The 26,381-nt window shown below is 43.3% G+C and carries 25 protein-coding genes and 1 riboswitch; of the genes, 4 read left to right on the top strand and 21 right to left on the bottom strand.

Features of this window, described 5'->3' with window-relative positions:
- Positions 1-149: 149 nt before the first annotated feature.
- Positions 150-1,487 (bottom strand): amino acid permease, encoded by a 1,338-nt coding sequence (locus ACWJJ4_RS00635; RefSeq protein ID WP_454021352.1) that lies wholly within the window; start codon positions 1,485-1,487, stop codon positions 150-152.
- Positions 1,488-1,632: 145 nt separating this feature from the next.
- A riboswitch (glycine riboswitch) is annotated at positions 1,633-1,713 on the bottom strand.
- A 298-nt stretch (positions 1,714-2,011) separates the two neighbouring features.
- On the opposite strand from ACWJJ4_RS00635, the gene fbp reads away from it, so the two are divergent.
- A complete protein-coding gene (gene fbp, locus ACWJJ4_RS00630; RefSeq protein ID WP_454021351.1) occupies positions 2,012-3,937 on the top strand; it encodes a fructose-1,6-bisphosphatase in 1,926 nt (641 codons plus the stop codon).
- A gap of 52 nt (positions 3,938-3,989) precedes the next feature.
- On the opposite strand, the gene ACWJJ4_RS00625 is transcribed toward fbp, so the two are convergent.
- The 6 genes from ACWJJ4_RS00625 to ACWJJ4_RS00600 form a co-directional block, all read right to left on the bottom strand.
- The gene (locus tag ACWJJ4_RS00625) at positions 3,990-4,454 is read right to left on the bottom strand and encodes a (2Fe-2S)-binding protein (RefSeq protein ID WP_454021350.1); all 465 of its coding nucleotides are present in this window, start codon (positions 4,452-4,454) and stop codon (positions 3,990-3,992) included.
- The gene (locus ACWJJ4_RS00620; protein WP_454021349.1) at positions 4,447-5,289 is read right to left on the bottom strand and encodes an FAD binding domain-containing protein; all 843 of its coding nucleotides are present in this window, start codon (positions 5,287-5,289) and stop codon (positions 4,447-4,449) included. Before ACWJJ4_RS00620 ends, ACWJJ4_RS00625 begins: the two co-directional genes overlap by 8 nt.
- Positions 5,276-7,606, bottom strand: coding sequence for a xanthine dehydrogenase family protein molybdopterin-binding subunit (locus ACWJJ4_RS00615; protein WP_454021348.1), 2,331 nt, complete (start codon positions 7,604-7,606; stop codon positions 5,276-5,278). Before ACWJJ4_RS00615 ends, ACWJJ4_RS00620 begins: the two co-directional genes overlap by 14 nt.
- Before the next feature lie 5 nt (positions 7,607-7,611).
- Positions 7,612-8,232 carry an NTP transferase domain-containing protein gene (locus ACWJJ4_RS00610; RefSeq protein WP_079004960.1) on the bottom strand — a complete coding sequence of 207 codons (621 nt, stop codon included), beginning with the start codon at positions 8,230-8,232 and terminating at the stop codon, positions 7,612-7,614.
- The gene (locus ACWJJ4_RS00605; RefSeq protein WP_079004961.1) at positions 8,229-9,245 is read right to left on the bottom strand and encodes an XdhC family protein; all 1,017 of its coding nucleotides are present in this window, start codon (positions 9,243-9,245) and stop codon (positions 8,229-8,231) included. Before ACWJJ4_RS00605 ends, ACWJJ4_RS00610 begins: the two co-directional genes overlap by 4 nt.
- A 63-nt stretch (positions 9,246-9,308) precedes the next feature.
- Positions 9,309-10,325, bottom strand: a complete 1,017-nt coding sequence (locus ACWJJ4_RS00600; protein ID WP_454021347.1) for an FUSC family protein — start codon at positions 10,323-10,325, stop codon at positions 9,309-9,311.
- Between the two features lie 316 nt (positions 10,326-10,641).
- Here ACWJJ4_RS00600 and ACWJJ4_RS00595 point away from each other — a divergent pair, with 316 nt between their 5' ends.
- Positions 10,642-11,196 carry a hypothetical protein gene (locus ACWJJ4_RS00595; RefSeq protein ID WP_057080353.1) on the top strand — a complete coding sequence of 185 codons (555 nt, stop codon included), beginning with the start codon at positions 10,642-10,644 and terminating at the stop codon, positions 11,194-11,196.
- A 58-nt stretch (positions 11,197-11,254) separates the two neighbouring features.
- The gene (locus ACWJJ4_RS00590) at positions 11,255-11,416 is read left to right on the top strand and encodes a hypothetical protein (protein ID WP_004393168.1); all 162 of its coding nucleotides are present in this window, start codon (positions 11,255-11,257) and stop codon (positions 11,414-11,416) included.
- 148 nt (positions 11,417-11,564) lie between these two features.
- Here the strand turns inward: ACWJJ4_RS00590 and ACWJJ4_RS00585 are convergent, their stop codons facing one another.
- The 8 genes from ACWJJ4_RS00585 to ACWJJ4_RS00550 form a co-directional block, all read right to left on the bottom strand.
- Positions 11,565-12,986 (bottom strand): AAA family ATPase, encoded by a 1,422-nt coding sequence (locus ACWJJ4_RS00585; protein WP_095324109.1) that lies wholly within the window; start codon positions 12,984-12,986, stop codon positions 11,565-11,567.
- Entirely contained in the window at positions 12,983-14,176 is a 1,194-nt protein-coding gene (locus ACWJJ4_RS00580; protein ID WP_059367467.1) for a DUF262 domain-containing protein, read from the bottom strand. Before ACWJJ4_RS00580 ends, ACWJJ4_RS00585 begins: the two co-directional genes overlap by 4 nt.
- Before the next feature lie 457 nt (positions 14,177-14,633).
- Positions 14,634-16,061, bottom strand: coding sequence for a hypothetical protein (locus ACWJJ4_RS00575; RefSeq protein WP_207625478.1), 1,428 nt, complete (start codon positions 16,059-16,061; stop codon positions 14,634-14,636).
- A gap of 114 nt (positions 16,062-16,175) precedes the next feature.
- The gene (rlmH, locus tag ACWJJ4_RS00570) at positions 16,176-16,655 is read right to left on the bottom strand and encodes a 23S rRNA (pseudouridine(1915)-N(3))-methyltransferase RlmH (protein WP_013354196.1); all 480 of its coding nucleotides are present in this window, start codon (positions 16,653-16,655) and stop codon (positions 16,176-16,178) included.
- 80 nt (positions 16,656-16,735) lie between these two features.
- On the bottom strand, positions 16,736-16,906 hold the full coding sequence (locus tag ACWJJ4_RS00565) for a CxxH/CxxC protein (protein ID WP_004393147.1): 171 nt from the start codon (positions 16,904-16,906) through the stop codon (positions 16,736-16,738).
- A 153-nt stretch (positions 16,907-17,059) separates the two neighbouring features.
- Entirely contained in the window at positions 17,060-17,230 is a 171-nt protein-coding gene (locus ACWJJ4_RS00560; RefSeq protein WP_166460961.1) for a hypothetical protein, read from the bottom strand.
- A gap of 304 nt (positions 17,231-17,534) precedes the next feature.
- Entirely contained in the window at positions 17,535-18,698 is a 1,164-nt protein-coding gene (locus ACWJJ4_RS00555; protein ID WP_182069211.1) for a hypothetical protein, read from the bottom strand.
- A 10-nt stretch (positions 18,699-18,708) separates the two neighbouring features.
- Entirely contained in the window at positions 18,709-19,458 is a 750-nt protein-coding gene (locus ACWJJ4_RS00550; RefSeq protein ID WP_454021346.1) for a hypothetical protein, read from the bottom strand.
- 181 nt (positions 19,459-19,639) lie between these two features.
- Between ACWJJ4_RS00550 and ACWJJ4_RS00545 the strand changes: the two genes are divergently transcribed.
- Positions 19,640-20,620 (top strand): aldo/keto reductase, encoded by a 981-nt coding sequence (locus tag ACWJJ4_RS00545; RefSeq protein WP_454021345.1) that lies wholly within the window; start codon positions 19,640-19,642, stop codon positions 20,618-20,620.
- A 29-nt stretch (positions 20,621-20,649) separates the two neighbouring features.
- Here ACWJJ4_RS00545 and ACWJJ4_RS00540 read toward each other — a convergent pair whose 3' ends face one another.
- From ACWJJ4_RS00540 to ACWJJ4_RS00515, 6 genes are all read right to left on the bottom strand, one after another.
- Entirely contained in the window at positions 20,650-21,123 is a 474-nt protein-coding gene (locus ACWJJ4_RS00540; RefSeq protein WP_454021344.1) for a GNAT family N-acetyltransferase, read from the bottom strand.
- A gap of 37 nt (positions 21,124-21,160) precedes the next feature.
- A complete protein-coding gene (locus ACWJJ4_RS00535; RefSeq protein WP_007407881.1) occupies positions 21,161-21,295 on the bottom strand; it encodes a hypothetical protein in 135 nt (44 codons plus the stop codon).
- The gene (locus tag ACWJJ4_RS00530; RefSeq protein ID WP_353575370.1) at positions 21,282-22,397 is read right to left on the bottom strand and encodes a response regulator aspartate phosphatase; all 1,116 of its coding nucleotides are present in this window, start codon (positions 22,395-22,397) and stop codon (positions 21,282-21,284) included. The genes ACWJJ4_RS00535 and ACWJJ4_RS00530 overlap by 14 nt, the downstream gene beginning before the upstream one ends.
- A gap of 131 nt (positions 22,398-22,528) precedes the next feature.
- Complete coding sequence (rocF, locus tag ACWJJ4_RS00525; protein WP_004393135.1) at positions 22,529-23,419, bottom strand: arginase; 891 nt, start codon at positions 23,417-23,419, stop codon at positions 22,529-22,531.
- A gap of 73 nt (positions 23,420-23,492) precedes the next feature.
- Positions 23,493-24,893: an amino acid permease gene (locus ACWJJ4_RS00520; RefSeq protein WP_017418506.1), complete on the bottom strand. Its 1,401-nt coding sequence runs from the start codon at positions 24,891-24,893 to the stop codon at positions 23,493-23,495.
- A gap of 223 nt (positions 24,894-25,116) precedes the next feature.
- Positions 25,117-26,322 (bottom strand): ornithine--oxo-acid transaminase, encoded by a 1,206-nt coding sequence (locus tag ACWJJ4_RS00515; protein ID WP_004393130.1) that lies wholly within the window; start codon positions 26,320-26,322, stop codon positions 25,117-25,119.
- Between the last annotated feature and the right edge of the window lie 59 nt (positions 26,323-26,381).

Raw genomic sequence — 26,381 nt, 5'->3', positions numbered from 1 at the left:
ATCATCACCTCGCTTAATTTAAAATTATACACTTTTTTTAAATTATACAATCATTATAGCCTGATTTCTAACAAATATTCTCGCTTTCCAATCAAAACAAAAAACGGCATACTGCATGGCAGTACACCGTCTGAAGCCATTCAATCTGTCTATCTCCCTCTCGCCCGATAGATGAGAAATAATCCAATAAACCACAGCGGCGTCAGCAGCAAAGCCGGGCGCGTCGCATCCGCAAACAGCATAATCACCAGAATGACGGCAAACAGCGACAGCACGGCGTAATTGATAAACGGCGCAAACGGCGCCTTGAAAGACGAGCTTGCGTGTAAGTCCGGACGGGTTTTCCTGTATCTGATATGACAGACAAGAATCACGCCCCACACCCAAATGAAACAAATCGCGCTGATGGTGGTCACGATGCCAAAGGCCGCTTCCGGTATCAATTTGCTTAAAAGAGCGCCAGCTGACAGCACAATAACCGATATCCATAACGCGCGGCTCGGCACATGATTTTTATTCAGCTTCGCAAAACTTGCCGGCGCCTGTTTCGTTTTGCTTAAGTTATACAAAATCCGGCTTGTTGAAAACATCCCGCTGTTACAAGCAGAAGCGGCAGACGTTAATACGACAAAATTAATAATTCCCGCGGCCAACGGAATGCCGACCAGACTGAAGGTCTTTACAAATGGACTTTCCGTTGCATTCAGCTGCATCCACGGATTAATACATAAAAGAATGATCAATGCCCCGACGTAGAAAAATAAAATCCGCAATGGAATTTTATTGATAGCGGACGGAATATTTTTTTTCGGATTTGACGTTTCCGCCGCTGATACACCCACTAATTCCACACCGACATAGGCGAAGATCACCATCTGGAACGAAAGCAAAAAGCCTGAAAATCCGTTCGGAAACAAGCCGCCGTACTCCCACAGATTCGCCGCTGAAACCGTTCCGGTATGCGTTTTGAACCCAATCACCAGCAGAACCACCCCGATGACAATTAACGCGAGAATCGTGACTACCTTAATTAAGGCGAACCAAAACTCCAATTCTCCAAAAATCTTAACCGTTAACAGATTAAGCCCTAATAAAATGAGCAAACAGATAAGTGCCGGAATCCACTGCGGAATATCAAACCAATATTTCACATACACACCGACGGCGATCACATCCGCCATAGCCGTCATAATCCAGCAAAACCAATAGGTCCAGCCGGTGACAAACGCTGCACGCGGTCCTAAATACGCCTCGGCTATATCCGTTAATGATTGGTACCCCGCTTTAGATAACAGCAGTTCTCCCAGCGCCCGCATGACGAAAAAAAGCGCAATACCTACAATAAAATACGCAAAGATGATAGAAGGACCCGCCAGCTGAATCGCCTTACCGGACCCTAAAAACAATCCGGTGCCGATCGTGCCGCCAATGGCGATCAGCTGCACGTGCCGATTCGATAAGTCCCTCTTTAGCTCTCGCTGCTCCACATCTGACTCCTCCTTACCTCTCTAGTGAACGACGAGCAAAAAAAGCCAATAAAAAAAGAGATTGGATGCCCTCCAATCTCATGGTCATAAGAATATCAAATTATATTTGCGCCGCTGACAATCAACAGCATGACAAATACATATTCGGTACTCTTCTGTCCTTTTGCCTGAGATTGTGAACCCTTCGGCGCCGCGGAAAACCCGCGGTCTCTCCAGAAGCCGCTCCTGCTGTAGTGCGACCCACAGCAATCATAGCCTGCTACGTATTAAGTTTCCGATAGAAATAACTATCAGCTAACTTTTTATTTTAATGGAAGTTGAATTCATTGTCAATAGGGGGATGAGCTCACGGCGTTATCCCGGTCCAATTTTCGATGCCTGAAGCGCCGTATTTTCCGTTTTCATTGTCTCAAAAAGGCGTTATGCGGTACTATCATATAAGGTCTAATCATTTAAACATTATGTCATACTTTAAATTCACTTTATCATACAATTGCTCGTAAATAAAAAGGGGATGGACGAGATTGGAAACCAAATATTTAGATCTGCTCGCACAAAAATACGATTGTGAAGAAAAAGTGGTCACGGAAATCATTAATCTGAAAGCGATACTGAACCTGCCGAAAGGAACCGAGCATTTCGTCAGTGATCTGCACGGGGAGTATCAGGCATTCCAGCACGTGCTGCGGAACGGTTCAGGAAGAGTAAAAGAGAAGATCCGCGATATTTTCAGCGGCGTCATTTACGATAGAGAAATTGATGAACTGGCGGCTTTGGTCTATTACCCGGAAGACAAACTGAAGCTGATCAAACATAATTTTGATACGAAAGAGGCATTAAACGAGTGGTATAAAGAAACGATTCATCGGATGATTAAGCTCGTTTCTTATTGTTCTTCCAAGTACACCCGCTCCAAATTGCGCAAAGCACTGCCCGCCCAATTTGCTTATATTTCCGAAGAGCTGCTGTACAAAACAGAACAAGCCGCCAACAAGGAACAATACTACTCCGAAATCATAGAACAGATCATTGCGCTCGGCCAGGCCGATAAGCTGATCACCGGTCTTGCCTACAGCACGCAGCGATTGGTGGTCGACCATCTGCATGTGGTCGGCGATATTTACGACCGCGGACCGCAGCCGGATAAAATCATGGAAGAACTGATCAACTATCATTCAGTGGATATTCAATGGGGGAATCATGATGTTCTCTGGATAGGCGCTTATTCCGGCTCAAAAGTATGCCTGGCAAATATTATCCGCATCTGTGCCCGCTATGACAATCTGGATATTATTGAAGACGTTTACGGCATCAATCTGAGACCGCTATTGAACCTTGCCGAAAAATATTACGATGATAACCCGGCTTTCCGCCCGAAAGCGGACGAAAACAGACCGGAAGATGAGATTAAACAAATCACAAAAATTCATCAGGCGATCGCGATGATCCAATTCAAGCTTGAGAGCCCGATTATTAAGAGACGGCCGAACTTTAATATGGAAGAACGGCTGTTACTGGAAAAGATTGATTATGACCGCAATGAAATCACGCTGAACGGAAAAACGTATCAACTGGAAAACACCTGCTTTGCGACGGTGAATCCCAAACAGCCTGACGAGCTGTTAGAAGAAGAAGCAGAAGTCATGGACAAGCTGCTGTTTTCTGTCCAGCACTCCGAAAAGCTGGGCCGCCATATGAATTTTATGATGAAAAAAGGCAGCCTGTATCTGAAATATAACGGCAACCTGTTGATTCACGGCTGTATTCCCGTCGATGAAAACGGAAGCATGGAAACGATGATGATAGAGGATAAAGCTTATGCGGGCCGTGAGCTGCTCGATGTATTTGAACGGTTCTTACGTGAAGCGTTTGCCCATCCGGAAGAAACCGATGATCTGGCGACAGATATGACGTGGTACTTATGGACAGGCGAATACTCCTCCCTCTTCGGAAAACGGGCCATGACAACCTTTGAGAGGTATTTCATTAAAGAGAAGGAAACGCATAAAGAAAAGAAAAACCCGTATTACTATTTGCGTGAAGACGAGGCAACCTGCCGAAACATCCTGAAGGAATTCGGCCTCAATCCGGATCACGGCCATATCATCAACGGCCATACACCGGTAAAAGAAATCGAAGGCGAAGATCCGATCAAGGCAAACGGAAAAATGATCGTCATCGACGGCGGCTTCTCCAAAGCCTACCAATCCACAACAGGCATCGCCGGCTACACGCTCTTATACAACTCCTACGGCATGCAGCTCGTCGCCCATAAACACTTTAACTCCAAGGCCGAAGTGCTGAACACCGGAACCGACGTCTTAACAGTGAAACGATTAGTCGACAAAGAGCTGGAGCGAAAGAAAGTGAAAGAAACAAACGTCGGTGAAGAACTGCTGAAAGAAGTGGCGATTTTGGAGAAACTGCGGGAGTATCGGTATATGAAGTGAAGAATATGGAGTTCAGAGATGATTCTCTGGGCTCTTTTTTTACGGTTGCGAACTAAGAAGTCCCTTTCCCTGTATGTAAAACGGATTTAACCGCTTCTTCAATCTCCCTGTAACCCGTACATCTGCAAATATTGGACTCCAGCCAATTTTTTATCGTGTCATCACTTGCATTCGGCTCAGTATTCACTAAAGCATGACAATTCATGAGAAAACCCGGTGTGCAATAACCGCATTGAAACGCGAATTTTTCAATAAAAGCCTTTTGAATCGGCGTATTGATCAGTCCTTCAATTGTCGTAATGTTCTTTCCTTCCCCTTCTGCCGCAAGCATTAAGCAAGATTTCATCGGCACCCCGTCCGTTAATACCGTACAGACGCCGCAATCCCCATTTAAGCAGCCCGGTTTTGCACCAGTTAATCCGAGACGAAGACGAAGAGCAAATAACAAAGTATCAGCCGGTCTGACCGTCATCTGTCTTTCCTCGCCATTTACTTTCAACGTAATAGGATCAGACATTTGGACCTCCTTCTAATTCCTGTAAGGCATCTAAAATTGTATGTTGCAAGACAAATATTCGGTATTCACTTGAGCCTTCCGCATCATCAAGAACGGGTTTGGGTACATACTGTAAAGACCTGCGCGCTCTATCTTCTAATGAATAACTTTGATCATTAAGCACAGCCTCCATTTCAGCAGAACGAAACGGAAATGGACATACGCCGCTGAAGGCCATTCTGATCTCATCATCTTTTTTCAGCGCACAGACTGTCACCAATGGATATCCGACATTCCACTGCTGTCTTCTTTTGATACTGACAAACGGCAGGTCAACATACGCTCGATCGACAACGATATGAAATAGAAAATCTCCTTTTCGCAATTGTATTTCCTTGTTAAATACTTTATTTATAGGATGGTAATGGATCCCCGCTCTCCCTGCAATCCCTAGCAAACTATCAGAAATCAGCAACGGCAGCACGGCCTCACGGTAGTAGATGCCCCCGCAAATGTTTCCGCCCAGGCTGATCTTATTTCGAGTCGTCCGATCGGCTATTTCACTTACCGTTTTACTTAATAGCGGAAATGGATTTTCTTCCTCCAGTTTCGTTAATGACACGCCCGCTCCGATCACCAGATAACGTTCATAAAAACGGATGGCGTGAAATTCCGGAAGCGCGTTCATATCTATCACCGCATCCGTATATACGATATTCAGCCTTCCTAACGTGATAATTTCCGTGCCGCCGGAATAATACATCGGTGTTTTCTTTTCAGCCGCAAGCGAGTGAAATAGATTGATTGTTTCTTGAATGGTCTTCGGTTTAAAATAGTCAAAATCAAACGGTATCATCTTTCCACCCCTCTTGCGTCCTCCATAATTGTTCGGGAATGAGAGGAAGTTGATTCAATTGGACACCTAAAGCGGCGGAAAGGCAATTTCCCAATGCGGCCGGCATCCCCAGCAGTCCGTGTTCCCCGCCGCCGCGCGCTCCATAAGGCGCAATCTCATGCGGGGTTTCAACAAATTCAATGATATATTCAGGCTGCTCTCCATAGTGAAGGGGGCGGTATGTTCTAAGCTGAGGATTTAATACTCTGCCATATGAATCAAAGACAAAGGTTTCTCTTCCTCCGAATGCGATTCCCATACTCATCCCCCCCATCACTTGCCCCCTTGCAGCTTTTTCATTCAGTACAGTTCCTATATCCACAACAGAATAGGCTTTTGTAATCCGATACGTATAATCCCGCTTATCCAACTCAACTTCAATTCCCTGAGCACCGACAGCCCACTCGGGTCCCGGCTTTCCTCTTCCCGTTTCCCGGTCTAAATTCGTCATCCGGGTTAATGTGTAATTACCGCTCGCAATGATTTGGCCGCCAACGGTATTTCCATTCGGAAACGTATATCCGTAAGCAATGTCTTTTATGTCAACATGTACAGAAGGATGATCTATAAAATAAACCTTTCCTTCGGCCACTTCCAATTCCTCGACAGGAACCCGCAACACACATGATGCCGCGTCCTTCAGCTTTCGGATGGCTTCCTCCGCTGCATTCAGTACGGCTCTCCCGGCCATTAACGTCCCTCTGCTCCCCACGGTTTTCCAATGCTCGGGAGTTGTTTGGGTGTCTACAAGCATTTTCACGTGAATTTTGCTTATATCCATTTTCATTCGTTCCGCTAAGATTTGGGCTAGCACTGTTTTTGTCCCTGTTCCAATTTCCACTATCCCTGACATCAAATTAATGCTTCCATCAGGATTAAAGGTTAAAATCACTCCGGATGTTGCATTTGTATCAAATGTTGAGGTTTTCCAAATGCAGCTGATTCCCTTCGCCCGTATCTTCCGGCCGTCGATTTCAATTCGCTGCCCCTCGTCCCAATTCATTAATTCCTTCAATCTTTCAATACATTTCGGCACATTTCCGACCGTGCTTGAATTGAGAAGAACTTGAGTCGGTGTGGTGTCACCGGGGCGAATGGCATTTTTATAGCGAAGTTCTAACGGGTCCATGTTCAGCTTTTCCGCCAATACATCCATCGTCCGCTCAAAAGCAAATAACACTTCAGCATGGCTGTAGCCTCTGAATGCACTGGGATATGGATGATTCGTATACATACAATATGAATCACACGATATATGGTCGATAGCGTACGGACCCGTACAATCAACCACCGCAGCCCGGCTGATGTCCACTCCTTTATCAGAGTATGCTCCGCCATCAAATAAAAGCTGAATGTCCGCCGCCTTTAAAATTCCATCCTTTGTGGCCCCTAATTTGACAATGGCATCCAATCCTACATGAACGGGAGATGTGATCATATCCTCTTCTCTCGTATTAAACAATTTGACGGGCCGGCCTCCAACCGCTTTTGATGCCAAATAGGCAATCACCTCTAACTGAACGGCTGCTTTTCCCCCGTACGCCCCGCCTACTAAAGGCGTTTTGACGATAACCTTTCCGGGTTCAATTCCAAAATACCACTGCATTAATTTTTTAATGGCAAAAGGGGCTTGAGAGGATGTGGTAATGATAATCTCCTCATCCGCCCGAATTTCAGCGATCGAGCATCTTGTCTCCATCGCAGCGTGATCAGAAGGGTTAAAGGAAATCTGGAATTCTGCTGTCACATCACTTTCCCTAAATCCGTCTTCAATATTTCCTTTTCTAACCTTATCCACGTTTGCGATATTTGTCTTCGGAACCGGGAATACACCTTTTGTCTTCTCATAGCGGTCCGCATGTTCATGAACGAGTGGCGCATCCTTTTGAAAGGCCTCACGGGGGGAATTGACGACGGGAAGAGGTTTATAGGATACTTTGATGGCATCCGCGGCCTTTTTAGCTGTAATCGGATTTTCCGCAACAACAACAGCAACCGGCTCACCATGGTATCTGACCCTTTTATAAGCAATCGGCGATCTGTCTTTAATTTCTTCACCTGCAAGCGGAAAAGGTTCATCCCCCAATATCGCTCTCACGCCGGGAATCTTCCAAGCTTCTGAAAAGTCCATCGACACAATATCGGCATGAGCATATGGACTGGTCAGCATTTTTGCGTGCAACGTCCCTGTTTCTTGAAAATCATCCGTATATTTCGCTTTACCCGTCACTTTTTCAAGGGCCTCTTTCCGAATGACACTCTTCCCGATATACTCCAACTCATTCACTCCCCGAATTTATTCAGCAGCAGCGTATAATCTTCAACTGTATCGACGTCATAAAAAAGCAAAGGGTCTTGAAAGCTGATCATTTTTCCCATATTGATCATACTTTCACGGATCACATGCCGGGCGCCCTGATCTCCCTTTAACTGATGCAATACCGGGAAACATTGATTTGAGAATAAAATGGGGGGCATAGGAAGATGCTGATTTTCAGCGGCGATAAATGAATAACGGCGCTCTTTTTGATAGGAATCAATTAACGTATTGATGATATCTGCGGTGACAAACGGCTGATCTGCAAGGAGAATGATAACGGCGTCAGCCTCGTACGCTGCCGCTTTTTGCAAACCGCATTGTATAGAATGGCCTTGGCCCTTACCCGCTTGCTCACATTCTGCCTGGCTCCACTTATTTGACATGGGATCTAAAAAGAAAAAATCCGAAAGCCAATGCAGTGAATCTCCCTTTCTCGTAATAACAAAAATATGATCTAATTCAGATAACAAGGCATTTTTAAGAGCCATACTTCCGAGGGAAACGCCATTGAGAAATAAACTTCGCTTATCCGTTCCCATGCGTCTGCTTGTACCGGCTGCCAGGTAAATGCCTGCTGTTTTCATAGGCGAGACCTTTGTTTTCGCATTTTTTGAATCATCTCGCCGACAATGCTTACAGCAATCTCTTCAGGGCCTTGTGCCCCGATGGGAAGTCCGATAGGGGAATGTATATCTTCCGGAATCTCACCCCCGCCTAAAAGCCGCTCCGTACGCCTTCTGGGGCCTAATACGCCTTTATAAAACACATTCTCGTTTTTTAATGTATGTAAAATGATCTGATCTTTTTGAAAGCTGTGCGTCATAATGACAACAAAATCCCTTTTTGTCATGCTCAGGCCTTTCATGACTTCTTCAGGCGCTCCCGTTATCAAATGGCCGGCTTCAGGAAAATGGCCGTGATGACATAAGGCGGGACGCCAGTCAATCACCGTCACATGAAAGCCCGCACGAGCCGCCAACGAAACTAACGGCCTCGCATCTTCTCCTGCTCCGAAGACATATAAACAAGGTTTTGGCACCATCTGATGGATAAAAAACAAATCAGATGTATGTTCATCCCTTTTGATTCCCTTCTCCGTCTGTCTCAGTTTTTGAATACGGCCTTGTTCCATCACATCCCCGGTTCCAAACACGCTGCCGTCTTCAGCGATATACAGATCTTCCTTCGGCTCTAACGTTTCAGTGAATCGCTTCATTCGGGTCACAGACTTTTTTTCATCTAAGCATGTCTTGACTGTCATCAGATGCCGTTCCAATTCCCCTTTTACAGGCTCAAGCAACACCGTCAAAACACCATTACAGCCAATGCCCTGTCCCCAGGATAAATCGTCTTCCGCACTCATATCAAAGCGGACAATCAACGGTTCTCCCGCAGACCAGACCTGTTCTGCCCTTTCAACGAGATCTTCTTCCAGACAACCGGCGGATAACATTCCGACTCTTGTTTTATCCTCTAAAATCAACATCGAAGCCCCTTCTTTCTTATAAGCGGACCCCTCTGTTTGAATGATGGTAGCCAGTACCTTAGCTTTCTTAGAATTAGCGATGACATCCAAAATCCGGTGTATATCATCCATCTCATGTCCCCCGCTTTTACCTGATCATATCTGTATATCCGTATTCTCTTTTTCCGGAAAACATTACAAACGCTTCAGCAATTTCTTCGTTTCTAAAAAAAAAGAGTCTTTATAGACCTTATGACCGGGCGGCGGGTGCGACAGCATGTCGGAGCGGAGAGATTCCAATAACACGTTCTGTTCCTTCTGTTTCCGATTGTCTGTTTCACCCTGCTGTATGCCTTTAAGATCCGAAAAGTATTCACTTAACACTTGTAAATCATTCCCCAGCTCCCTTTTATCACTTGAAGATAAAGCTCCTTCTTTTTCCCATTCTTTTAACGTTTTCACTATATTTGACAGATACTCAAATCCGGCGTTCAACTTTTGCATCTCTATTTGATAGCTTGAAATGATGTGTTTATGTTTTTTTCTGACGGGGTTGAATTTTAAGCTGTCAGAGGCTGTTTGCAGCATCTCTTTTGCCGTATGCAGCTCCTGCAGAAGATGGTTCATTTTATATTCCATAAGGTTCCCTTTTCCTTGTCCCCACTCTGATTGCACCCATTTGGAAAGGTCTGAAAGTGCGTCGGAAAGCTGACGGGCCAATGTTTGAAAAGAGTCCGCTGCCTTTTTTGTGTAGTCCGGCGGAAAAAGGAACATGTGAATCAGAATGGCGATGATGACGCCGATCACCGTATCGATGATTCGGTCGAATGCATAATCTTTAGAGTTTCGTTCAAACGTAAAGACCAATAAAATGGTGAGCGCTACCTGATGCAGAACCGTTACATCTATTCGTAACCACTTTGCAATGTAAGTCCCGCCTAATAGGAACAGCCCCAGCATCCAGCCATTCATTGGCAAGTGACTGACAAGAAAGGACGTTAGCATGATCCCAATCGCAGTTCCCGCAATACGATGAAAAGAAAAACGAATCGACTGATCTATCGTTGGCTGCAAACATAAGATAACAGACAGAGGCGCTAAATAGGGGTGATCAGAGCCCGCCAGTTTTGCCGCTTCCCAAGAAACCGCAGAGGCAATCGCCATCTTCCAAACCAAAGATGTTTTGTTTTGAATTTTTTCACTTTTCATCATACGCCCCCTCCTTTCAGAAACCTTTTCCACTAGGTTTCCGTGACGGAAAGGGATTTATACTGTCGTGTGGAAAATGCGGAAGAAGCTGTTGTTCGCAATAAAGGTGCTTCTCTGAGCTCTTCTTTACGGTTTCTATCCTCCTTGATAACTTCGCATCAGATATGAACCCTGCTCTCCTATGACTTTCGAAGGGAAACATACAAACCTTGTTGGTTAATGTGATGAAATTGGGTGAATTTTTTATCATTTTATATGGTAAGGCTTTAACAAGCAGAATGCCTTTGTTAGTATGGCAACCAAAGGAGGAGGATCAATGATGCAAAGCAGAATGAAGCTAACCGCAGTGAAACTGGCAGCCTTGGTATTCCTAGCAGGTGCCTTTGCCCTCCCGGTTTTACCTCATGCTGCGGCTGCCGCAGGTTCCCAAGCTACATACAAAGTTGAAAACCTCAACGACAGTGAGCTGAAGATGACGTTCAATCATGCAGATGTTCATATTGACGCTAAAGGCAATGCAACCCTAAAAGACAACATAACGGGCGAGGAGCAGGCTCTTCCGAAAAGCTCCACTGACAAAAATGGTGACCCCGTTACACTGAAATATGAAAAAATCAAAAATGGCGTTTTAGTCAAAGTCGTAAACAAAGACGCTGGAAAAACAAGCGGGTCAATCAGCACCCAATCAGTCGGGAAATGTATTCTAGGTACTGGCGGCGGTGCGGTAACTGGCGGCGGCACACTGGGTCTTGCAGGAGCTGCTGTGGGAACAGTCACAATACCCGGCATCGGAACAGTAGGAGCGGGTGCCGTCGGAGCAATTACCGGCGCTGTTGGCGGTGCAATGACGGGAGCTGCCGCATCTTGCTTTTAATCATGAAAAAAAAAGGGCCCGCGCCCCTTTCTTTTACTAACTATGGAAGGTGGTCGACATGTACAAAATCATCATTCCTTCAATACTAGCCATCTTCATTCTCTGGATACTCTTACAGATTTCGCTGGAGATAAGTATCGTTAAGAATCCATTGAATTATTTTATTGTATTCATTGTCTTCTTTCTCTTTATAAAGATGGTGAAAGAGAAGCAACAGTAGGTTGCTTCTTTTAGCTGTGGAAACCGGATTTGTATTTGGATTTTGCTTTTTAAAAAACTTTTACAATAAATCCATTTAGGTCTCCCACTACTCCTTCTCCATACTCTATACCACTCTTCAATAACCAATTTGCAATTAATTTTATGTTTTAATCCGTAGAGAGTTTTTCTATATCAGATAAAAAATCTTTAACCTCTTTCTCATGTTCTAGTTCCCACAAATTATAAAATATATCTACAACTAAATTAAAATCAATATGTGTTTCATTTGATATTTCCATTAACCAATCATGTGATTCACTACCTTGAAGATTACCTAATATCATTCTAAATTCTTTCTGGGTAATACCTAATTTAGTACTTAGTTCAACAAAACGAGAACGAGTTAATTCCATAAATTCCTCTTCCAGACCTTTTTCACCTGGTAAAAACTTATGTGGCATATTTAAAGATTCACTCGAAATCTTACCACTATTCTTCAAATCTCCATCATAAAATCCTACAATATTATATTTCATATTATCTAGTTGAGGAATGCTCAAAATTTTAGTTATTTCAGAAAATCCATTAACCTTTTCTAAGTCAAAATATTTCAATAAATAGTTTGCATGTTTTTTACACATACTTTTAAAAAACTCAATAGCTAATGTGTCCTCAAAAATAAAAATACCTTTTTTGTTAGTATAAAGCCCTAAATTCTCTAATGTTTCCTCCTTAGATTTTGGATTATTTATATCAATAACGTCTAAATAATTATTTAGAACTAACATCCTTTCAGTACTTAGATTCTTAAGAATAAAAGGAGAATGTGTAACTAAGATTACAGAGAATTTGTGATCATTGATCTTCTTAGCAATAAAATTCATTAATTTAACTTGCGACTTTACACTAATAAATACTTCCGGCTCTTCAATCAATAATATTCCATATGTAACAATTCTTTTGAATAGCCAGTAAATATAGAAAAGGAAATGTTCTCCTGTGCCCATTTTTAAACTGTCATACTCAAGGCCATTACATTTAACTTGAAAATAAGGAATAATTTTTTCATCCTCGACTTCAATTTCCCTTAAAACAACAGAGTCATATGTTTTTCCAATTAAATAATTTAGAGATTGTATATCATCGTTATTAAATATATTATCATCATGTTGTTCAACTAATTCATTAAAGTTAGGTTGATCAATATAGTCATAAATTTGTATAAGCTTTTGAAAATTAATATCCTCCAATGTAAGTTCGCCTTCAACAACATCTATTAATCTTTTTCCCTCAATATTCTTGAGTATAATATCTTTATTACCATCTTTTAGTTTGCCCGTAACCTCGATATCCTTTATTTTAACTCTATCTCTATCACTTATACTTAAGCCTAAAATATCTTTTATTGCTGTAAAAACTGTTGATTTCCCAACACCATTTAAACCGCAAATTGAGAAGATTCCCTTTCTAAAACTAATTGGTTCAACTATACCTAGGATTCCATTTAAATTTATACTCTCAATATAATACCTATAATTATTCCTATCTATTTTCCTCCATATATCGGGGACTTTAGCTGATCGTATCATTGAATAATATTGCCTCCCCAATTTAATTTATGTGCTATCAACTCAAGTAAAGCACCTATACTTTTATCATTTTTATTTATGTTATATTCTTCAAGATTAATATTGTTTTTTATATGAGAGAAATATATTTTTAGATACAGTTCTAAAATAATATCTCTATAAATTATTGAATTTACATCGGTGCTTCCCATGCTAGCTCGTTGATTAAAAATTAAAAGCATTTGATTTAAATGAACATTACTATCTAGGAGATCAGCTATTTTTTCAAATCCTAATGGTATTATTTTAATTTTGCCTTTGATAACTTCGCGTGCATACTCAAATGTGTAAAGTAACTCTGCCATCTCTTCTGTTGAAATATGGTTTTTATTTCTATATGAAAATACTAACCAACTAAACAAAGTAGCCTTGTTAATATTCAAATTTGCTATTAAAAATATTTCTTGGCCTTTCTTTGAACTTTTTGTGAAAAATTCAATTGTATCTTTTACTTCATCTAATACCTCCTTACTAAATGGATCGTTATTTCTATACTTTTCTGATATATTAGAAGATGTAATTTTCTTTTTGAGACTTTTAAGTTCAAGAGTATAACAAAATTTTGAGATAATATCATCGTAAGCCATTCTTGAATTAGAAAATCCAATTGTTTCTTTATTAGCGCCAAGTTCTTCAAAATAATTTACAAGTTGTTTTATTTGATTTCTTGTATCTCCAATATAAGAATTTCTTTGCTCTGCAGAAGTTAATGTTGCAGGCTGATTCAATCTGAAAAATAACTCGGCTGGTTCTTCAGGAGAAAATTCAGTTAATCTAATAACAGTTAAACTATACTTTTTAAATTTTCTTTGAAAATTCATTTCTAAATCAGAAAATTTCAAGTTATCTAAAGTTGAGATATTCTGATCTATTGGTTTTAAATTCCCATCAATTTTAAATTTATTTTCTATAAAGTCTCTAATAGCTGCTAATCTTTGTTGTCCATCTAATACCTCATCTGTATACTCTGGAGTTTCAATGAGGTGAATAGGTGGTATTCTCCATCCCCTAAGTATTGAATCTATTAATTTTTTCTTTTTTGCAACACTCCAGACTTCCCCTCTTTGAAAATCTGGACTTAAATTTAAATCTCCGCCTTTTATTCTTCCGTATATAGTTTCTATCTCCAATTCAGTTACAGTACATTTCAAAAAAAGTCCTCCTTCTTGCTTATTAAGTTTTTATATTAAGAGTTTTAGCTTTTATATTAAAACCATCCAACATAGGTTAATAATTACGCCTTGTGGTTCATTTTATCTGTGGAAGTATCTGGGTTTACGAATTTATTTTTATTTATCTATTTTTCATTTTCAATAAAATTTTCTACTATGTATTGGTTTTAATTTAGAAATGAGACAAAAAATAGTTTGAGTTATATTAAATTTATGTAGCAGAAAACTTTTTTCAGGTGTTATTTCCCTAAAAAAGTCAGTACTCCAGCAGATTTTCTACCTCGTTCTCTGTTATGATTTAGATCATAAGTATGCTTGATTAATGTCCAAAGAAAGAGAAAAGGGCTAATATAAATAAATGAAAAAATATGAAGATAGAAAGGTCATTCACAGAGTCATTGCGAAAACAATGACAGGAAGGCTCTCCATGATGAATCTAAAGGAGGTTTTTCTCAAAGAAACCTATAGCCTTTCCGTAATTAAATAATTTAGTTAAAGTGTAATTAGCTATTGCAGCTTGTGAAGTATTCTTCCTCCACATGAACTCCATTCTTATTTCACCCGAATCTGTTTTACATACTAAATCTGTTCTTCTTGTTAAACCTGAGCCAAAATTAACCTCAGCTTCAAATTCCTTTATTAATCCGGCTTCTTTTAGAGCTTCTCCAAATGACTTATTCAATATCTTATCATTGGTTGACGCAATTTCAGTTAACTTCTCAAAAGCGGCAATACTATTTGAACCTGTTTTACCCTTTTTACCTTTTGCCTTATAGTCTGAATTAATCATTTTTGCTAATTCACTGTTTAGAAGCCTACCAACTCCAGTCCCATCACCTTTTTCAGTTAAATTTTTCTGCTTTAGAGTTTCCTTTAGTTTATTTCCTGAAAAATCCCTTATAACTGAAAGTGTAGTGACTAACGGAATATATATTATTCTACAATCAAAATAGTTAGCCAAAATTCCTATTTTTTCTGGATACTGCTTTAACTCCCTAACAATGTTTGCATCAGTTGAAACCAACATCCTATTTACATCTGCTGTTAAGTATTCTCCTTTAGTTAGAGCCGCAACATCCTTATCTGGTTCATTCCCTGCTAGCACTAAAACCCACATTTTACAAGGTTCTCTTTTCAATAAACTTTCTACAAATTTTTTATTTTTTCTTATTGTTTTATTTATTTTTTTTAAGTACTTACCAATAGTATTAACATCCTCTATTAGTGACCAAGCTTCCTCGTCTGTTATCCCAAAATCCAATAGGGATTTCCCGTTATTAAGTAACTCGACCGTTTGTTTTGCAATTTCTAAAAAGTGGGATTTATCGGGCCCATGGAATTCAAAGTAAGTTTCATCTAAATCTAATAAAGCTGTTCCGCCAATATTACCCGCAGTGGCTACAAGAGTTTCAATAATATCTTCATCATTACAAGGCCATACCAGTAATGTGCTTTTCCCATTTTTTGACCTAATAAATTGATTTATAGAATGTACAGCATTATTAATTTCTCTAAAACTTGAATCTAACAGTGATTCTCTTCCTTCGATAATAATAATCCTAAGTTTACTTGTTGTTGACGTAAGTTCATTTATCGACTCCACTAAATCCATATCGTTTAGTATTGTCATTATTTCAACGTCTTCAATAAAAATATCTAAGGTTTTTAAAAATGTTGTTTTTCCACACCCCGATTTTCCTTTTAATATTAAAAATGAACCTCTATTACTACTTTCCATTTCCTCATACAAATCGTTTATCTTATCTATCCCATCTTCTACAGGTTTAATTATTTTTGTTATGTCGAATTTATCTCTTTTACCCTCAAGTCCTTCAAATCTATCAGGAAGCATTATTTTTTCCAACTCAAACACCTCATTTTCGCAGACAATAATTGTCAATTAATGTATAAAGAAACTACTCTTTTTATTCATATAATCTTCAAAGTTTTTATTATTACGGAATCCAAAAAACCTCACTCACTTATGATAAGGCTCCCCACGATTAATCCGAAACGCCCGGTAAATCTGCTCCACTAAAATCAGCCGCATGAGCTGATGAGGAAACGTCATCTTTGAAAATGACAGTTTGTCGTCTGCCCGTTTCATGACGGCGTCGCTTAGGCCGAGTGAGCCGCCGATGACGAAGGTGATTTTGCTTTTTCCATATGTCGCCAGCTTATCTATTGTATCGGCCAGTTCTTCGGATGTTTTCATTTTTCCTTCGATGGCGAGGGCGATGACGTGGGTGTCCGGGCTGATTTTGGCCAGGATGCGTTCGCCTTCTTTGTCTTTGACGATTTTCATGTCTTGGTCGCTCAGGTTTTCCGGAGCTTTTTCGTCCGGGAGTTCGATGATGTCGATTTTTGCGTAGGCTGAGAGTCGTTTTTTGTATTCTTCAATGCCTTGCTTAAGGTATTTTTCTTTTAGTTTTCCGATGGTCACAATATTGATATTCACAGGTCATCCCCACTTTAGAAACAAGTTATTCATATATATTGTCCACAATTGTGGATATCTTTTCTGTATTTTGTGTAGGATCATTCGTTCCCTACTAGATATGTTGCAGTGTCCCCACATAATTCACAGGCTGTGGATAAACTGTTAGTATGTTCGATTTTTCTGATTTCGGGCGGAAGCTCATGATCATCTATGTACATGTCCAGCACGGTTTCGATATGTTCTTCACAAGAATAATAAGCGGTTTTCATTGTTACATCCTCCGGTTTTCTTTTGCGCGCGGCAATTGTTCTCTTTTCAATATAACCTATTTATACACATGTTAGTAGTGCTTCGGGCTGAGTTTTATCCACAATTCGGCAAATCACGCGCAAAAAGAGCCGGTGTTTTCAGCATCCGGCTCTTTACGTGTTTTCTCTTTTTTCTAAGCGAAGGACGAACAGAATTCCTAATAGACACGCCAGCAGCGTACAGCATACATTAATCCAGTCCGGCTTTCCGCCGTTTAGAAAAGAGTTGGTTATCACGGAAACCAGGAGAATGGTTACGGTCACCGCGGCAAGCTTTTTCTTCATCGGCTCCCTCCTTCACCTGACTGTCTTCTGCTTTTACGGTTCAAATTCCTCTATTTCTTTTTCTTGCTATATAGCCTTATCATGAGGGTCACAACGATATATACAATCATAATCAATGCCCCGTTACTCACATCAGGGTATCCAATCAACATATTCATTATGACAAAAACAATGGTTATACAAATGACGGACAACAATAAGAAGATACTGAATGATTTCAAATGAACACCTTCTTTCCCGCAGTAACGTTTCATTATAAAAAGCTTACCAAAAGCGGCAAGCTCTTCCCAAATGTTCATACTCTTTAAAACCCACCCATCACCTGCACATCATACAGCTTGAGATGGCTTTTCGGCGTGACGATGTTTTTTAAGTTTGGGATGGTCAGGTCGTTCAGTTTTTTGCCCGTTTTCAGGTCGAAGGATTCGATTTTGGCGGGCTTTTTGTAGCTGTACGTGAACAGATACAGCTCTCCGTTTTGATGGGTCAGTTCTTTGAAGTCGGCCTTCATTCCTGATGCGGGGAGGGTGAAGGCCTTTTTGCTTTTTCCGGTCTCAGGGTTGATGCAGTAGACGGTTCCGAAGCCGTCAACGAAATAGAAGCTGCGATGCTCCATGAAAAAGCTTTTTTTGAAGCTGAACGGCATGGAGTCATAGATCGTCTGTTCGTCATTTTTATAAGCGGCGATGTCATACGTTTTGATGGCGCCGCTGTTTTTCATGACTTTCACCATTTGATAGATGTGATCGGCTTTTTCTCCTCTGGTAACAAAGCAGACGGCGCTGTCGTCCGCGGCGAGCTGGGATTCGACAGACGTGCCTTCTTTATACGTCCACGTCGCGATTGATGTTGTATGGAGCTTTTCTTTATCGGCCTGAATGTCTTGGACGTGATAGCCTTTTTCGTCATCTGTCGGCGTGAGTGCGAAAAGATGATCTTTATAAAAGCCTGAAGCGCGGATATAGTGCGGGATGACGTCTTGCTTCCACTTGCCGTCTATCTGGCGGTACAGCTCTGAACGGTAGCTGCCGCCGCTCTTGTCGTAGCCCGAATTATACAGCGTGTAAAAGCCTTTCGCCCGTTCGATATATCCCGCGCTGTCTCCCGTATGCTGGTACGCTCTTTTATACGTGTGAAGGCCGTCCTGAACGGTGTAGATTCCTTTTTTGTCCTCCAGCAGGACGCTTTCGTCATGCACTTTGGCCGATCCGAGCTCAAGCCCCTTCATTTGATAAGAAGAAAGCCGCCCTTTTTCATCGGCGAAGAGGGCGTAGCTTTTTCCGCCGCCGAACGTGTCTTGGTCAGCCGCAGTGGAGAAATACAGCAGCGCCTCTTTATCTTTCAGAAAATCAGGGTCATTTAATGTGTCTCTCGCAACCTCCGCAGGATCTTCCGTGGGGAAATAGAAGAAGCATAAGACCGCTGCGGCGGCGATGATCACTAAGGGTATCCAGATGATTTTTTTCACGTTGTTCTCCTTAGTGAATGGTCAGGATCGTGGTTGTGTAGGACGAACTTGTGATGTCGCGCGGGTATACGCCTAAGCCGCCGTTAGAGTCGATATCAATCCCGGCTTTTAAGAGGAATGCCGACCACAGCAGTTTTGAGCAGTTTTTGGCGCCTTCATGGCCCGTATTTCTGTTATTGACGAAGTTGAAGGAGTACTCATCACCGACTCTTGATACAGCCCAGTCAGCGGCGGCTTGTTTTTGGGCGTCGGTGACTTTTACGGTCTGGACGATTGAATTGTCTTCGACTTCTCTGCCGTTATAAGCAATCTGGCGGACGCCGTCTCCCGGCACGGATTCGACAATTTTATCAGCGGATGAATACATGCCGACATGCCCGTGGTTGTAATAAGCCGTGTATGAGTTCGTGTAATAAATATTGCCTTTTGTGCTTTTCGGAAGTTTTTTGGTTCCTGACGATCCGCCCATCGCAGAGATCCCTTCTTTGGAAGCGGTTACATTTCCTTTCACCTTGTCTGCCGTGATTTCTTGATGAAACTGCTTGAGAATTGCTTCTGTTGAAACGTGCTTCTGTTTGGCAAGCTCTTTGGCGGATTGGAGAACGTCTTCAGGAGTCGTGCCCTGCTGAAGGTCTGCGATTTCTTTTGCGTAGCGTGGTATTTCTGTTTCTTTCGCTTTTACATTCAAACCGGAGAACGACAGAACCATGGTGAATGACAGGGCAAACGGGAGGACGGCTTTGAACAGCTTTTTACACATTGACTTCGCCTCTTTTCTCAAAGGTTAATTTTTCCACGTTTTCATTATATGACGGAATTGCGATAAAAAAATATACAATTTACAGATTTTTAAAAATTTTATAACAATATGTAAATATTATGCATAAAACATTTTCAAATATCAGGAAATCCGGTTATCATACAAGAAAGGGGGAGGACATATGAAGGACAGAACGATCGGTTCGATGCGGGTTTCCGCAATGGGGTTAGGGTGCATGGGCATGTCGGAATACTATGGCAGCCAGAGTGAGGAAAATTCGATTTCCACACTGCATCATGCCGTTCATCTCGGCGTGAATTTGTTTGATACGGCTGATCAATATGGATTGGGTGCGAATGAAGAGCTTGTCGGCAGAGCGCTTGCCCCATTCAGAAAGGAGCTGTGCCTCGCGACGAAATTCGGTTATGTCCGAAGCGCAAAGGGTGAGTTTATCGAAATTAACGGACGGCCCGATTATGTGAAAAAAGCGTGTGACGCCAGTCTGAAACGCCTTGGGACGGATTATATCGACCTTTATTATCTGCACCGGGTTGATCCGCGGGTGCCGATTGAAGAAACCGTCGGCGCCATGAAGGAGCTGATAGACGAAGGAAAGGTGAGGTATATCGGATTGTCAGAGGCTTCCGCAGAAACAATCAGGCGCGCCGTCCGCATTCACCGGATTGCCGCGCTTCAATCGGAATATTCTTTATGGAGCAGGGAAGCGGAGGAGCATGTGCTGCCCGCCTGCCGTGAGCTCGGCATCTCATTTGTGCCTTACAGTCCGCTCGGCAGAGGTTTTCTTTCCGGAAAGATGACGTCGACCGATCAGCTGGATGCCGATGATTACAGAAGAAGAACGCCGAGATTCCAGGGAGACAATTTGGCGGTGAATATAGGGCTCGTCCAAAAACTTACCGCCATTGCCCGGGAAATGAATATCACCGCGCCTCAGCTTGCGCTCGCATGGGTTCTCGCAAACGGCGATGATCTCATTCCGATCCCGGGCACAAAAAAGAAACACTACTTGGAAGAAAACCTCGCCGCTCTCGACATTGTGCTTCCGGAGGATGTGAAGGCGCGGTTGGATGAGATGTTTCCGATCGGAACGGCGGCCGGCGAGCGTTATCCGGAACACATGATGACATTGTTAGATGAATAACAAAAGAGGCCCAGCGTGCGGGCCTCTTTTCATGACAGCTTTTTGCTCATAATGACATCCGTCTCCAGGAATCCCGTCTTCTCATACAGCTTCCGCGCCGTTTCGTTATGAGCGAACACATGGAGAGAAATCTTGCGGACACCCAGGTCTTTGGCTTTGTCCTCCAGCCTTGCGAGCGCCTCTTTTGCATAGCCTTTGCCGCGGAAAGGCGGATGAAGGCCGAAATCATAAATAAATGCGTCCTGCTGCGGGTTGTCCGGATCGGCGTGCAGCCACAGCCAGCCGGCATTTTCCTTTCCGTCCAATGTCAGCGTCCATAAATAGTGATCGGCCGTCTTCAAGCCGTCAGGAAGCAGGTCTTCAAACGCCAGTTCCGCTAATTCCGGCGCTTCGTCAGGCAGCCACGTTCCCGCTTTTACCTTTTCTTCAGCGTAATGCTTGGTTGAATGAGCGAGATAGGACTGAAATTCTTGTCCTGTCATCGGCTGCAGCGTGATAGCCATTGAATCACTCCTTACACGAAAGCGGTATCATGAAGTATTATCCGAAGGCTCCGTTTTCCGCCGGTTTTATGATTTGTTCGGCTTGTGCCGTTGAACCAGTTTGCGCAAATAATCCAATCGAAATGAGACTTGCCAAGGCTGCTGAGAGTACAATGAATTTACATGTTTTCATTACGAATCCCCTCCGTTAATCTCAAAATTTGGTCATTGGCATCAATTGATTCCTGAAAATACTTCGCTGCCGGTTTGTATTTCTCCTGTTTTTTAAAATGCGCCGCGGCCTGATACGACAAATCGGAAACGTCACTCCACAGCTCTTTCCTTCTTAACTCGGCGAAAGCTGATTCAAGCGCTTCTTCATTGCGGTCAATAAAGACATGCTGTAAGATGCGCAGCTTTTGGGTGTATACGGGCTCGTTTTTTTCTTCAGCGGCATTCAGCGCTTTATGCAGCCAAAACCGGCCCTCATCCGTCTTTTCCTGTTTCAATAACACTCTGGCCAGCATGTACAGACTCCGCACCGAATACGCTGATCGCAAATGCTCCTTTTGATCAAGAGCCGTTTCAAACTCGACCCGCGCCTCTTCCAGTTTTTCCTGTCTTTCATAGCAAATGCCTGCGTTAAAGTGGGCGAGCGCTTCAATATGCGGATCGCCCGCTTTGGCGGCTTGATGAACCGCCGTCTGCAGGAGCTCTTCGGCTTTCTGATAGTGAAACAAGTCCATTCTGTTACAGCCGACCACCATTAAACACTGTGCTTCTCTGACCGCGTACATTTCATTGGCTTTGTAGATCTCCAACGCTTTTTCCGCGTGGTTCATCGCAAAGTAGTTTTGGCGGATTTCATAGTAGGCAATCGCCACTTGATAATTAAACTCGGCTCTTTCAATCTCATTCGGTATGTGCCGGAGCCTGCTTTCAGCAATCCGGTAAAAATTAATGGCGTTCATAAACCTTTTACGGTAAAACTCGTGCATTCCGGAAAAGAAATAATAATAGTATTGAATCATCTGGTCTGTTTTTTCTTTATCGGCGTTCAGCTGGATCGTTTTTAAAATGCCGTCTGTTTTCTCATACTCTTCCATCAAAAGCTTATAGCGGGAATCAATTAAATTAAAATAAAGGAGCACCGTTTGATTTTGTGTCATATTTTGCAGATCCGTAAGCAGTTGTTCTCTTAACGCCTCAGCCGATTCAGTGTTGTGCTTTTTGATTTCCTCATACCAGTCACTGATTTTTTTCGCAACTGTTTCGTGGGCCATCACTTCAGCCATCTGTCAGGACACCTCCCTTTCCCATTTTGTGTAATAAATATATCATATTTACAGGTCCAAAAAGAGGGTGGCAGCCCGCTAGTTTCCTCGTGGCAACAAAAAAAACCTCCGCAGGTGCGGAGGCGCATATTTTATAATAGTTTTTTTCCTAACAAAGATTCCACCAGCTCGACCGCTGTTTTGCCGGTTTTGTTTTTGTGATCGAGGATCGGGTTGACTTCGACAAATTCCGCTGAAGTGATGATGTCGGCATCATACAGCATTTCCATTGCCAAGTGGCTTTCACGGTAGCTGATGCCGCCGACGACAGGCGTGCCTACGCCGGGTGCGTCGCTCGGATCAAGGCCGTCTAGATCAAGGCTGAGGTGAACGCCGTCACAGTCTGACAGGTAGTCAATGGTTTCTTCAATGACCTTTGTCATGCCGAGGCGGTCAATCTCATGCATCGTATAGACTTTCATGCCTGTTTCCTTAATGTATTCACGCTCGCCTTCATCAAGCGATCTCGCGCCGATGATGACGACGTTCTCCGGCTTGATTTTCGGGGCATACCCGCCCAGATTCACCAGCGTGTCGTGCCCGACGCCGAGGCTGACGGCCAGCGGCATTCCGTGAATATTGCCTGACGGTGATGTTTCCAGGGTGTTTAAGTCGCCGTGCGCGTCGTACCAGATGACGCCGAGCTGTTTATAGTGCTTTGCCGTTCCTGTCAGCGTTCCGATCGCGATGCTGTGATCGCCGCCCAAGACGAGAGGGAACCGCTCATTCTCAATGACGCTGTCCACCTTTTGGGCGAGCTGCTCGTTCCCCGAGAGCACAGAGTTCAAATTTTTCAGATCTTCATCATTTTTGAGTTTTTCACGATTGACGGGGATGTCGCCTAAGTCTTCCACCGCATACCCCATGTCAGATAACCGTTCAATGAGATGCGCGTAGCGGATGGCGCTCGGGCCCATGTCCACTCCGCGTCGTGCTTGTCCTAAATCCATCGGCATTCCAATAACTGAGATATTCTTGTTCATCCGTTTTTCCACCTCAACATGTTGTATGTTGTCCTGTGCGGGTTTCTCAAAGATGACTTGGACACGAAAAGATTTAAAGCTCTATCTGTTTTTCTGACTGCTTATGCTTTTTTACATACAGATGATAGACGATAACGCACACCGCCATGAACGGGATGCCGCAATAAAGGGCGAGCCGCTGTTCTGAATCAAATGCGAGACTGATCAGAACGACCGTGTTTAACGTCAGCCCGATAATAGGCAGCACCGGGTACAGCGGTGTTTTAAACTTCAGGTCTTCCACTTTGCCGCCTTCGCGGATGTATTTCCGTCTGAACATCAGCTGTGACAGGGAAATCGTGATCCAGCCGACCTGCGCGCTTAGTCCGGCTAATGATAAGAGAAACATATAAACGGTTTCCGGCGCTGCCACTTTAGACAGCAGGGACAGGCAAGCGACGGCCAGCGTCACGATCAAAGCATTCATCGGCACGCCGCGTTTAGTTGTTTTGCCGAGCGATTTAAAGGCTTGTCCTTCGTTCGCCATGGCATATAGGATACGCGTCGATGCAAACAGGCCTGAGTTGGCCACTGAGAGCAGCGCAATTAAGATAACAAAGTTCATAATATCGGCCGCATATGGAATACCGATTTGTTCAAACACCACGACAAACGGGCTTTCGACCACTCCCGCCTGCTTCCAAGGAATCATCCCGGCAATGACGATGATGGAAAGAACGAAAAAGACAAGGGTTCTCCATACCGTCTGCCGGATAGAGCGGGGAATCGTTTTCTCGGGATTTTCACTTTCTCCCGCGGCAACCCCGATCAGCTCCGTTCCCTGGAACGCGAAGTTTACGGTAATCATCGTAATAAGCATAGCCTTAATGCCGTTCGGAAACAATCCATCCTCATAAAAATGAGAGAAGAAAGGAGCCTGCTCGCCGTGTTTCATGTCGATCAGGCCGAACATGGCCGCGCCGCCCAAAATAATAAACAGCAGAATGACTACAATTTTAATGCCGGAAAACCAAAATTCCGACTCAGCGAACGCTTTTGTGGTAATCGCGTTCAAAAGAAACATCAGTCCGACAAACACGAGGCACCACACCCATACGGGAACATGCGGAAACCAGCGGAGCATCAATTGTCCCGCAGATAAAAACTCAATGGCGCATGTCACCGCCCAGCCGAGCCAGTACAGCCAGCCGAATGCGAAACCGAAAGCGGGGCTGATGAATTTGGTTGCGTACGTCTGAAACGACCCTGATACGGGAAGGGCAACCGCAAGCTCGCCTAAGCAGAGCATTGTCAAAAACATAATAAAACCGCCGACCAGATAAGACAGAACCGCGCCCAGCGGTCCCGCCTGGTTAATTGTAAATCCGGTACTCAGGAAAAACCCGGTGCCGATCACTCCGCCTAATGAAATCATAAACAAATGGCGCGATTTCATTGTGCGCTGAAGCTGATTCTCTTTTTGATTTGTATTCACTATTCTGCACCCCTTCAGCAACTTGTATTGGAACCAAGCCGGTGCTTTGAAACCGATTTGCTGTCCAAAGACCTCTATTTGTATATGAATGTTATATGAAATTCATTTTCGTACATAAAGATACATTATACTAAAATACTGTCTCCGCGCAAATAGAGTGTGCTGAATTTTTTATTTGTAAATTCCATACAAGCCAGAGGGAAAGCATTGCCGCATCAAGGTTTTACGCGTTTTGAAGCACGTTTGTGATCTTTTGGATCGCCCAGTCCAAGTCTTCCTTGGAAATCATTAACGGCGGTGCAAAACGGATCACGGTATCATGTGTTTCTTTGCATAAAAGCCCTTCGCCTTTCAGCTTTTCACAATAAGGGCGGGCCGCTTCTGTCAGTTCAACGCCGATAAACAGGCCGCGACCGCGCACGTCTTTTATGATCGGGTTATCAATTTTCTCAAGCTCTTCTTTAAAATAACGGCCAAGCTGAAGGGAACGCTCTGCCAGCCCTTCTTCCTCAAGGACTTCAAGAGATGCGAGCGATACCGCGCAAGCGAGCGGGTTTCCGCCGAATGTCGAGCCGTGGGAACCCGGGTTAAACACGCCGAGAATGTCACGGTTCGCCGCAATGCACGAAATCGGGAAGACGCCCCCGCCGAGCGCTTTGCCTAAGATGAACATATCCGGTACGATATTTTCCCAGTCAACCGCGAATGTTTTCCCTGTGCGGCCGAGTCCCGTCTGAATTTCATCAGCGATCAGAAGCACATTTTCTTCCTTACAAATAGCGGCCGCTTCTTGTAAAAATCCTTCCGGCGGAATGACGATGCCCGCTTCTCCCTGAATCGGTTCGAATAAGAAAGCGGCTGTGTTCGGCGTGATCGCCCGGCGCAGCGCTTCCGCGTCTCCGTATGGAATTAATTTTATACCCGGAAGCATAGGTCCGAAACCGCGTTTATACTCATCTTCTGAAGAAAGGGATACCGCAAGCATCGTTCTGCCGTGGAAGTTGCCGATACACGCAATGATTTCCGCCTGGTTATCGGCTACTCCTTTGACCTCATATGCCCAGCGTCTCGCCGCTTTGACAGCGGATTCAACGGCTTCCGCTCCCGTATTCATCGGCAGAATCATATCTTTTCCGGTCAGCTTGGCTGTTTTCTCATAAAACGGGCCGAGCTGATCGTTATGGAACGCGCGTGACGTCAAAGTGATTTTATCCGCCTGATCCTTCAGCGCCTGAATGATCTTCGGATGTCTGTGCCCCTGGTTCACCGCAGAATAAGCACTCAGCATATCCATATATTGATTGCCTTCAGGGTCTTTTACCCAAACACCCTGCGCTTCGGAAATAACAATCGGCAGAGGATGATAATTGTTCGCGCCGTAATGTGAAGTTTGGCTGATAATTTCTTGAGATTTTGTGAAAGCTGACATAATCTGATTCCCCCTTGTTTTGTAATCATTCAACATTAGATCTTGCTTTCCCTTTTTAT

Source organism: Bacillus sp. JK62, assembly GCF_053663455.1.
The sequence above is the reverse complement of the archived record's forward strand: the minus strand, read 5'-3'. Positions and strand labels throughout refer to the sequence as shown.

Excerpts from the sequence above, each read along its gene's own strand:
- ACWJJ4_RS00540 (WP_454021344.1), bottom strand. The coding sequence starts at position 21,123 with ATGGCTATCACGCTGCAGCCGATGACAGGACAAGAATTTCAGTCCTAT.
- ACWJJ4_RS00590 (WP_004393168.1), top strand. The coding sequence starts at position 11,255 with ATGTACAAAATCATCATTCCTTCAATACTAGCCATCTTCATTCTCTGG.
- ACWJJ4_RS00595 (WP_057080353.1), top strand. The coding sequence starts at position 10,642 with ATGCAAAGCAGAATGAAGCTAACCGCAGTGAAACTGGCAGCCTTGGTA.
- ACWJJ4_RS00585 (WP_095324109.1), bottom strand. The coding sequence starts at position 12,986 with ATGATACGATCAGCTAAAGTCCCCGATATATGGAGGAAAATAGATAGG.
- rocF (WP_004393135.1), bottom strand. The coding sequence starts at position 23,419 with ATGAACAAGAATATCTCAGTTATTGGAATGCCGATGGATTTAGGACAA.
- ACWJJ4_RS00605 (WP_079004961.1), bottom strand. The coding sequence starts at position 9,245 with ATGGATGATATACACCGGATTTTGGATGTCATCGCTAATTCTAAGAAA.
- ACWJJ4_RS00535 (WP_007407881.1), bottom strand. The coding sequence starts at position 21,295 with ATGAAAACATGTAAATTCATTGTACTCTCAGCAGCCTTGGCAAGTCTC.
- ACWJJ4_RS00530 (WP_353575370.1), bottom strand. The coding sequence starts at position 22,397 with ATGGCTGAAGTGATGGCCCACGAAACAGTTGCGAAAAAAATCAGTGAC.
- ACWJJ4_RS00550 (WP_454021346.1), bottom strand. The coding sequence starts at position 19,458 with ATGTGTAAAAAGCTGTTCAAAGCCGTCCTCCCGTTTGCCCTGTCATTC.
- ACWJJ4_RS00545 (WP_454021345.1), top strand. The coding sequence starts at position 19,640 with ATGAAGGACAGAACGATCGGTTCGATGCGGGTTTCCGCAATGGGGTTA.
- ACWJJ4_RS00515 (WP_004393130.1), bottom strand. The coding sequence starts at position 26,322 with ATGTCAGCTTTCACAAAATCTCAAGAAATTATCAGCCAAACTTCACAT.
- ACWJJ4_RS00610 (WP_079004960.1), bottom strand. The coding sequence starts at position 8,232 with ATGAAAACAGCAGGCATTTACCTGGCAGCCGGTACAAGCAGACGCATG.
- ACWJJ4_RS00600 (WP_454021347.1), bottom strand. The coding sequence starts at position 10,325 with ATGATGAAAAGTGAAAAAATTCAAAACAAAACATCTTTGGTTTGGAAG.
- ACWJJ4_RS00620 (WP_454021349.1), bottom strand. The coding sequence starts at position 5,289 with ATGATACCGTTTGATTTTGACTATTTTAAACCGAAGACCATTCAAGAA.
- ACWJJ4_RS00560 (WP_166460961.1), bottom strand. The coding sequence starts at position 17,230 with ATGAAGAAAAAGCTTGCCGCGGTGACCGTAACCATTCTCCTGGTTTCC.
- ACWJJ4_RS00625 (WP_454021350.1), bottom strand. The coding sequence starts at position 4,454 with ATGTCTGATCCTATTACGTTGAAAGTAAATGGCGAGGAAAGACAGATG.
- ACWJJ4_RS00565 (WP_004393147.1), bottom strand. The coding sequence starts at position 16,906 with ATGAAAACCGCTTATTATTCTTGTGAAGAACATATCGAAACCGTGCTG.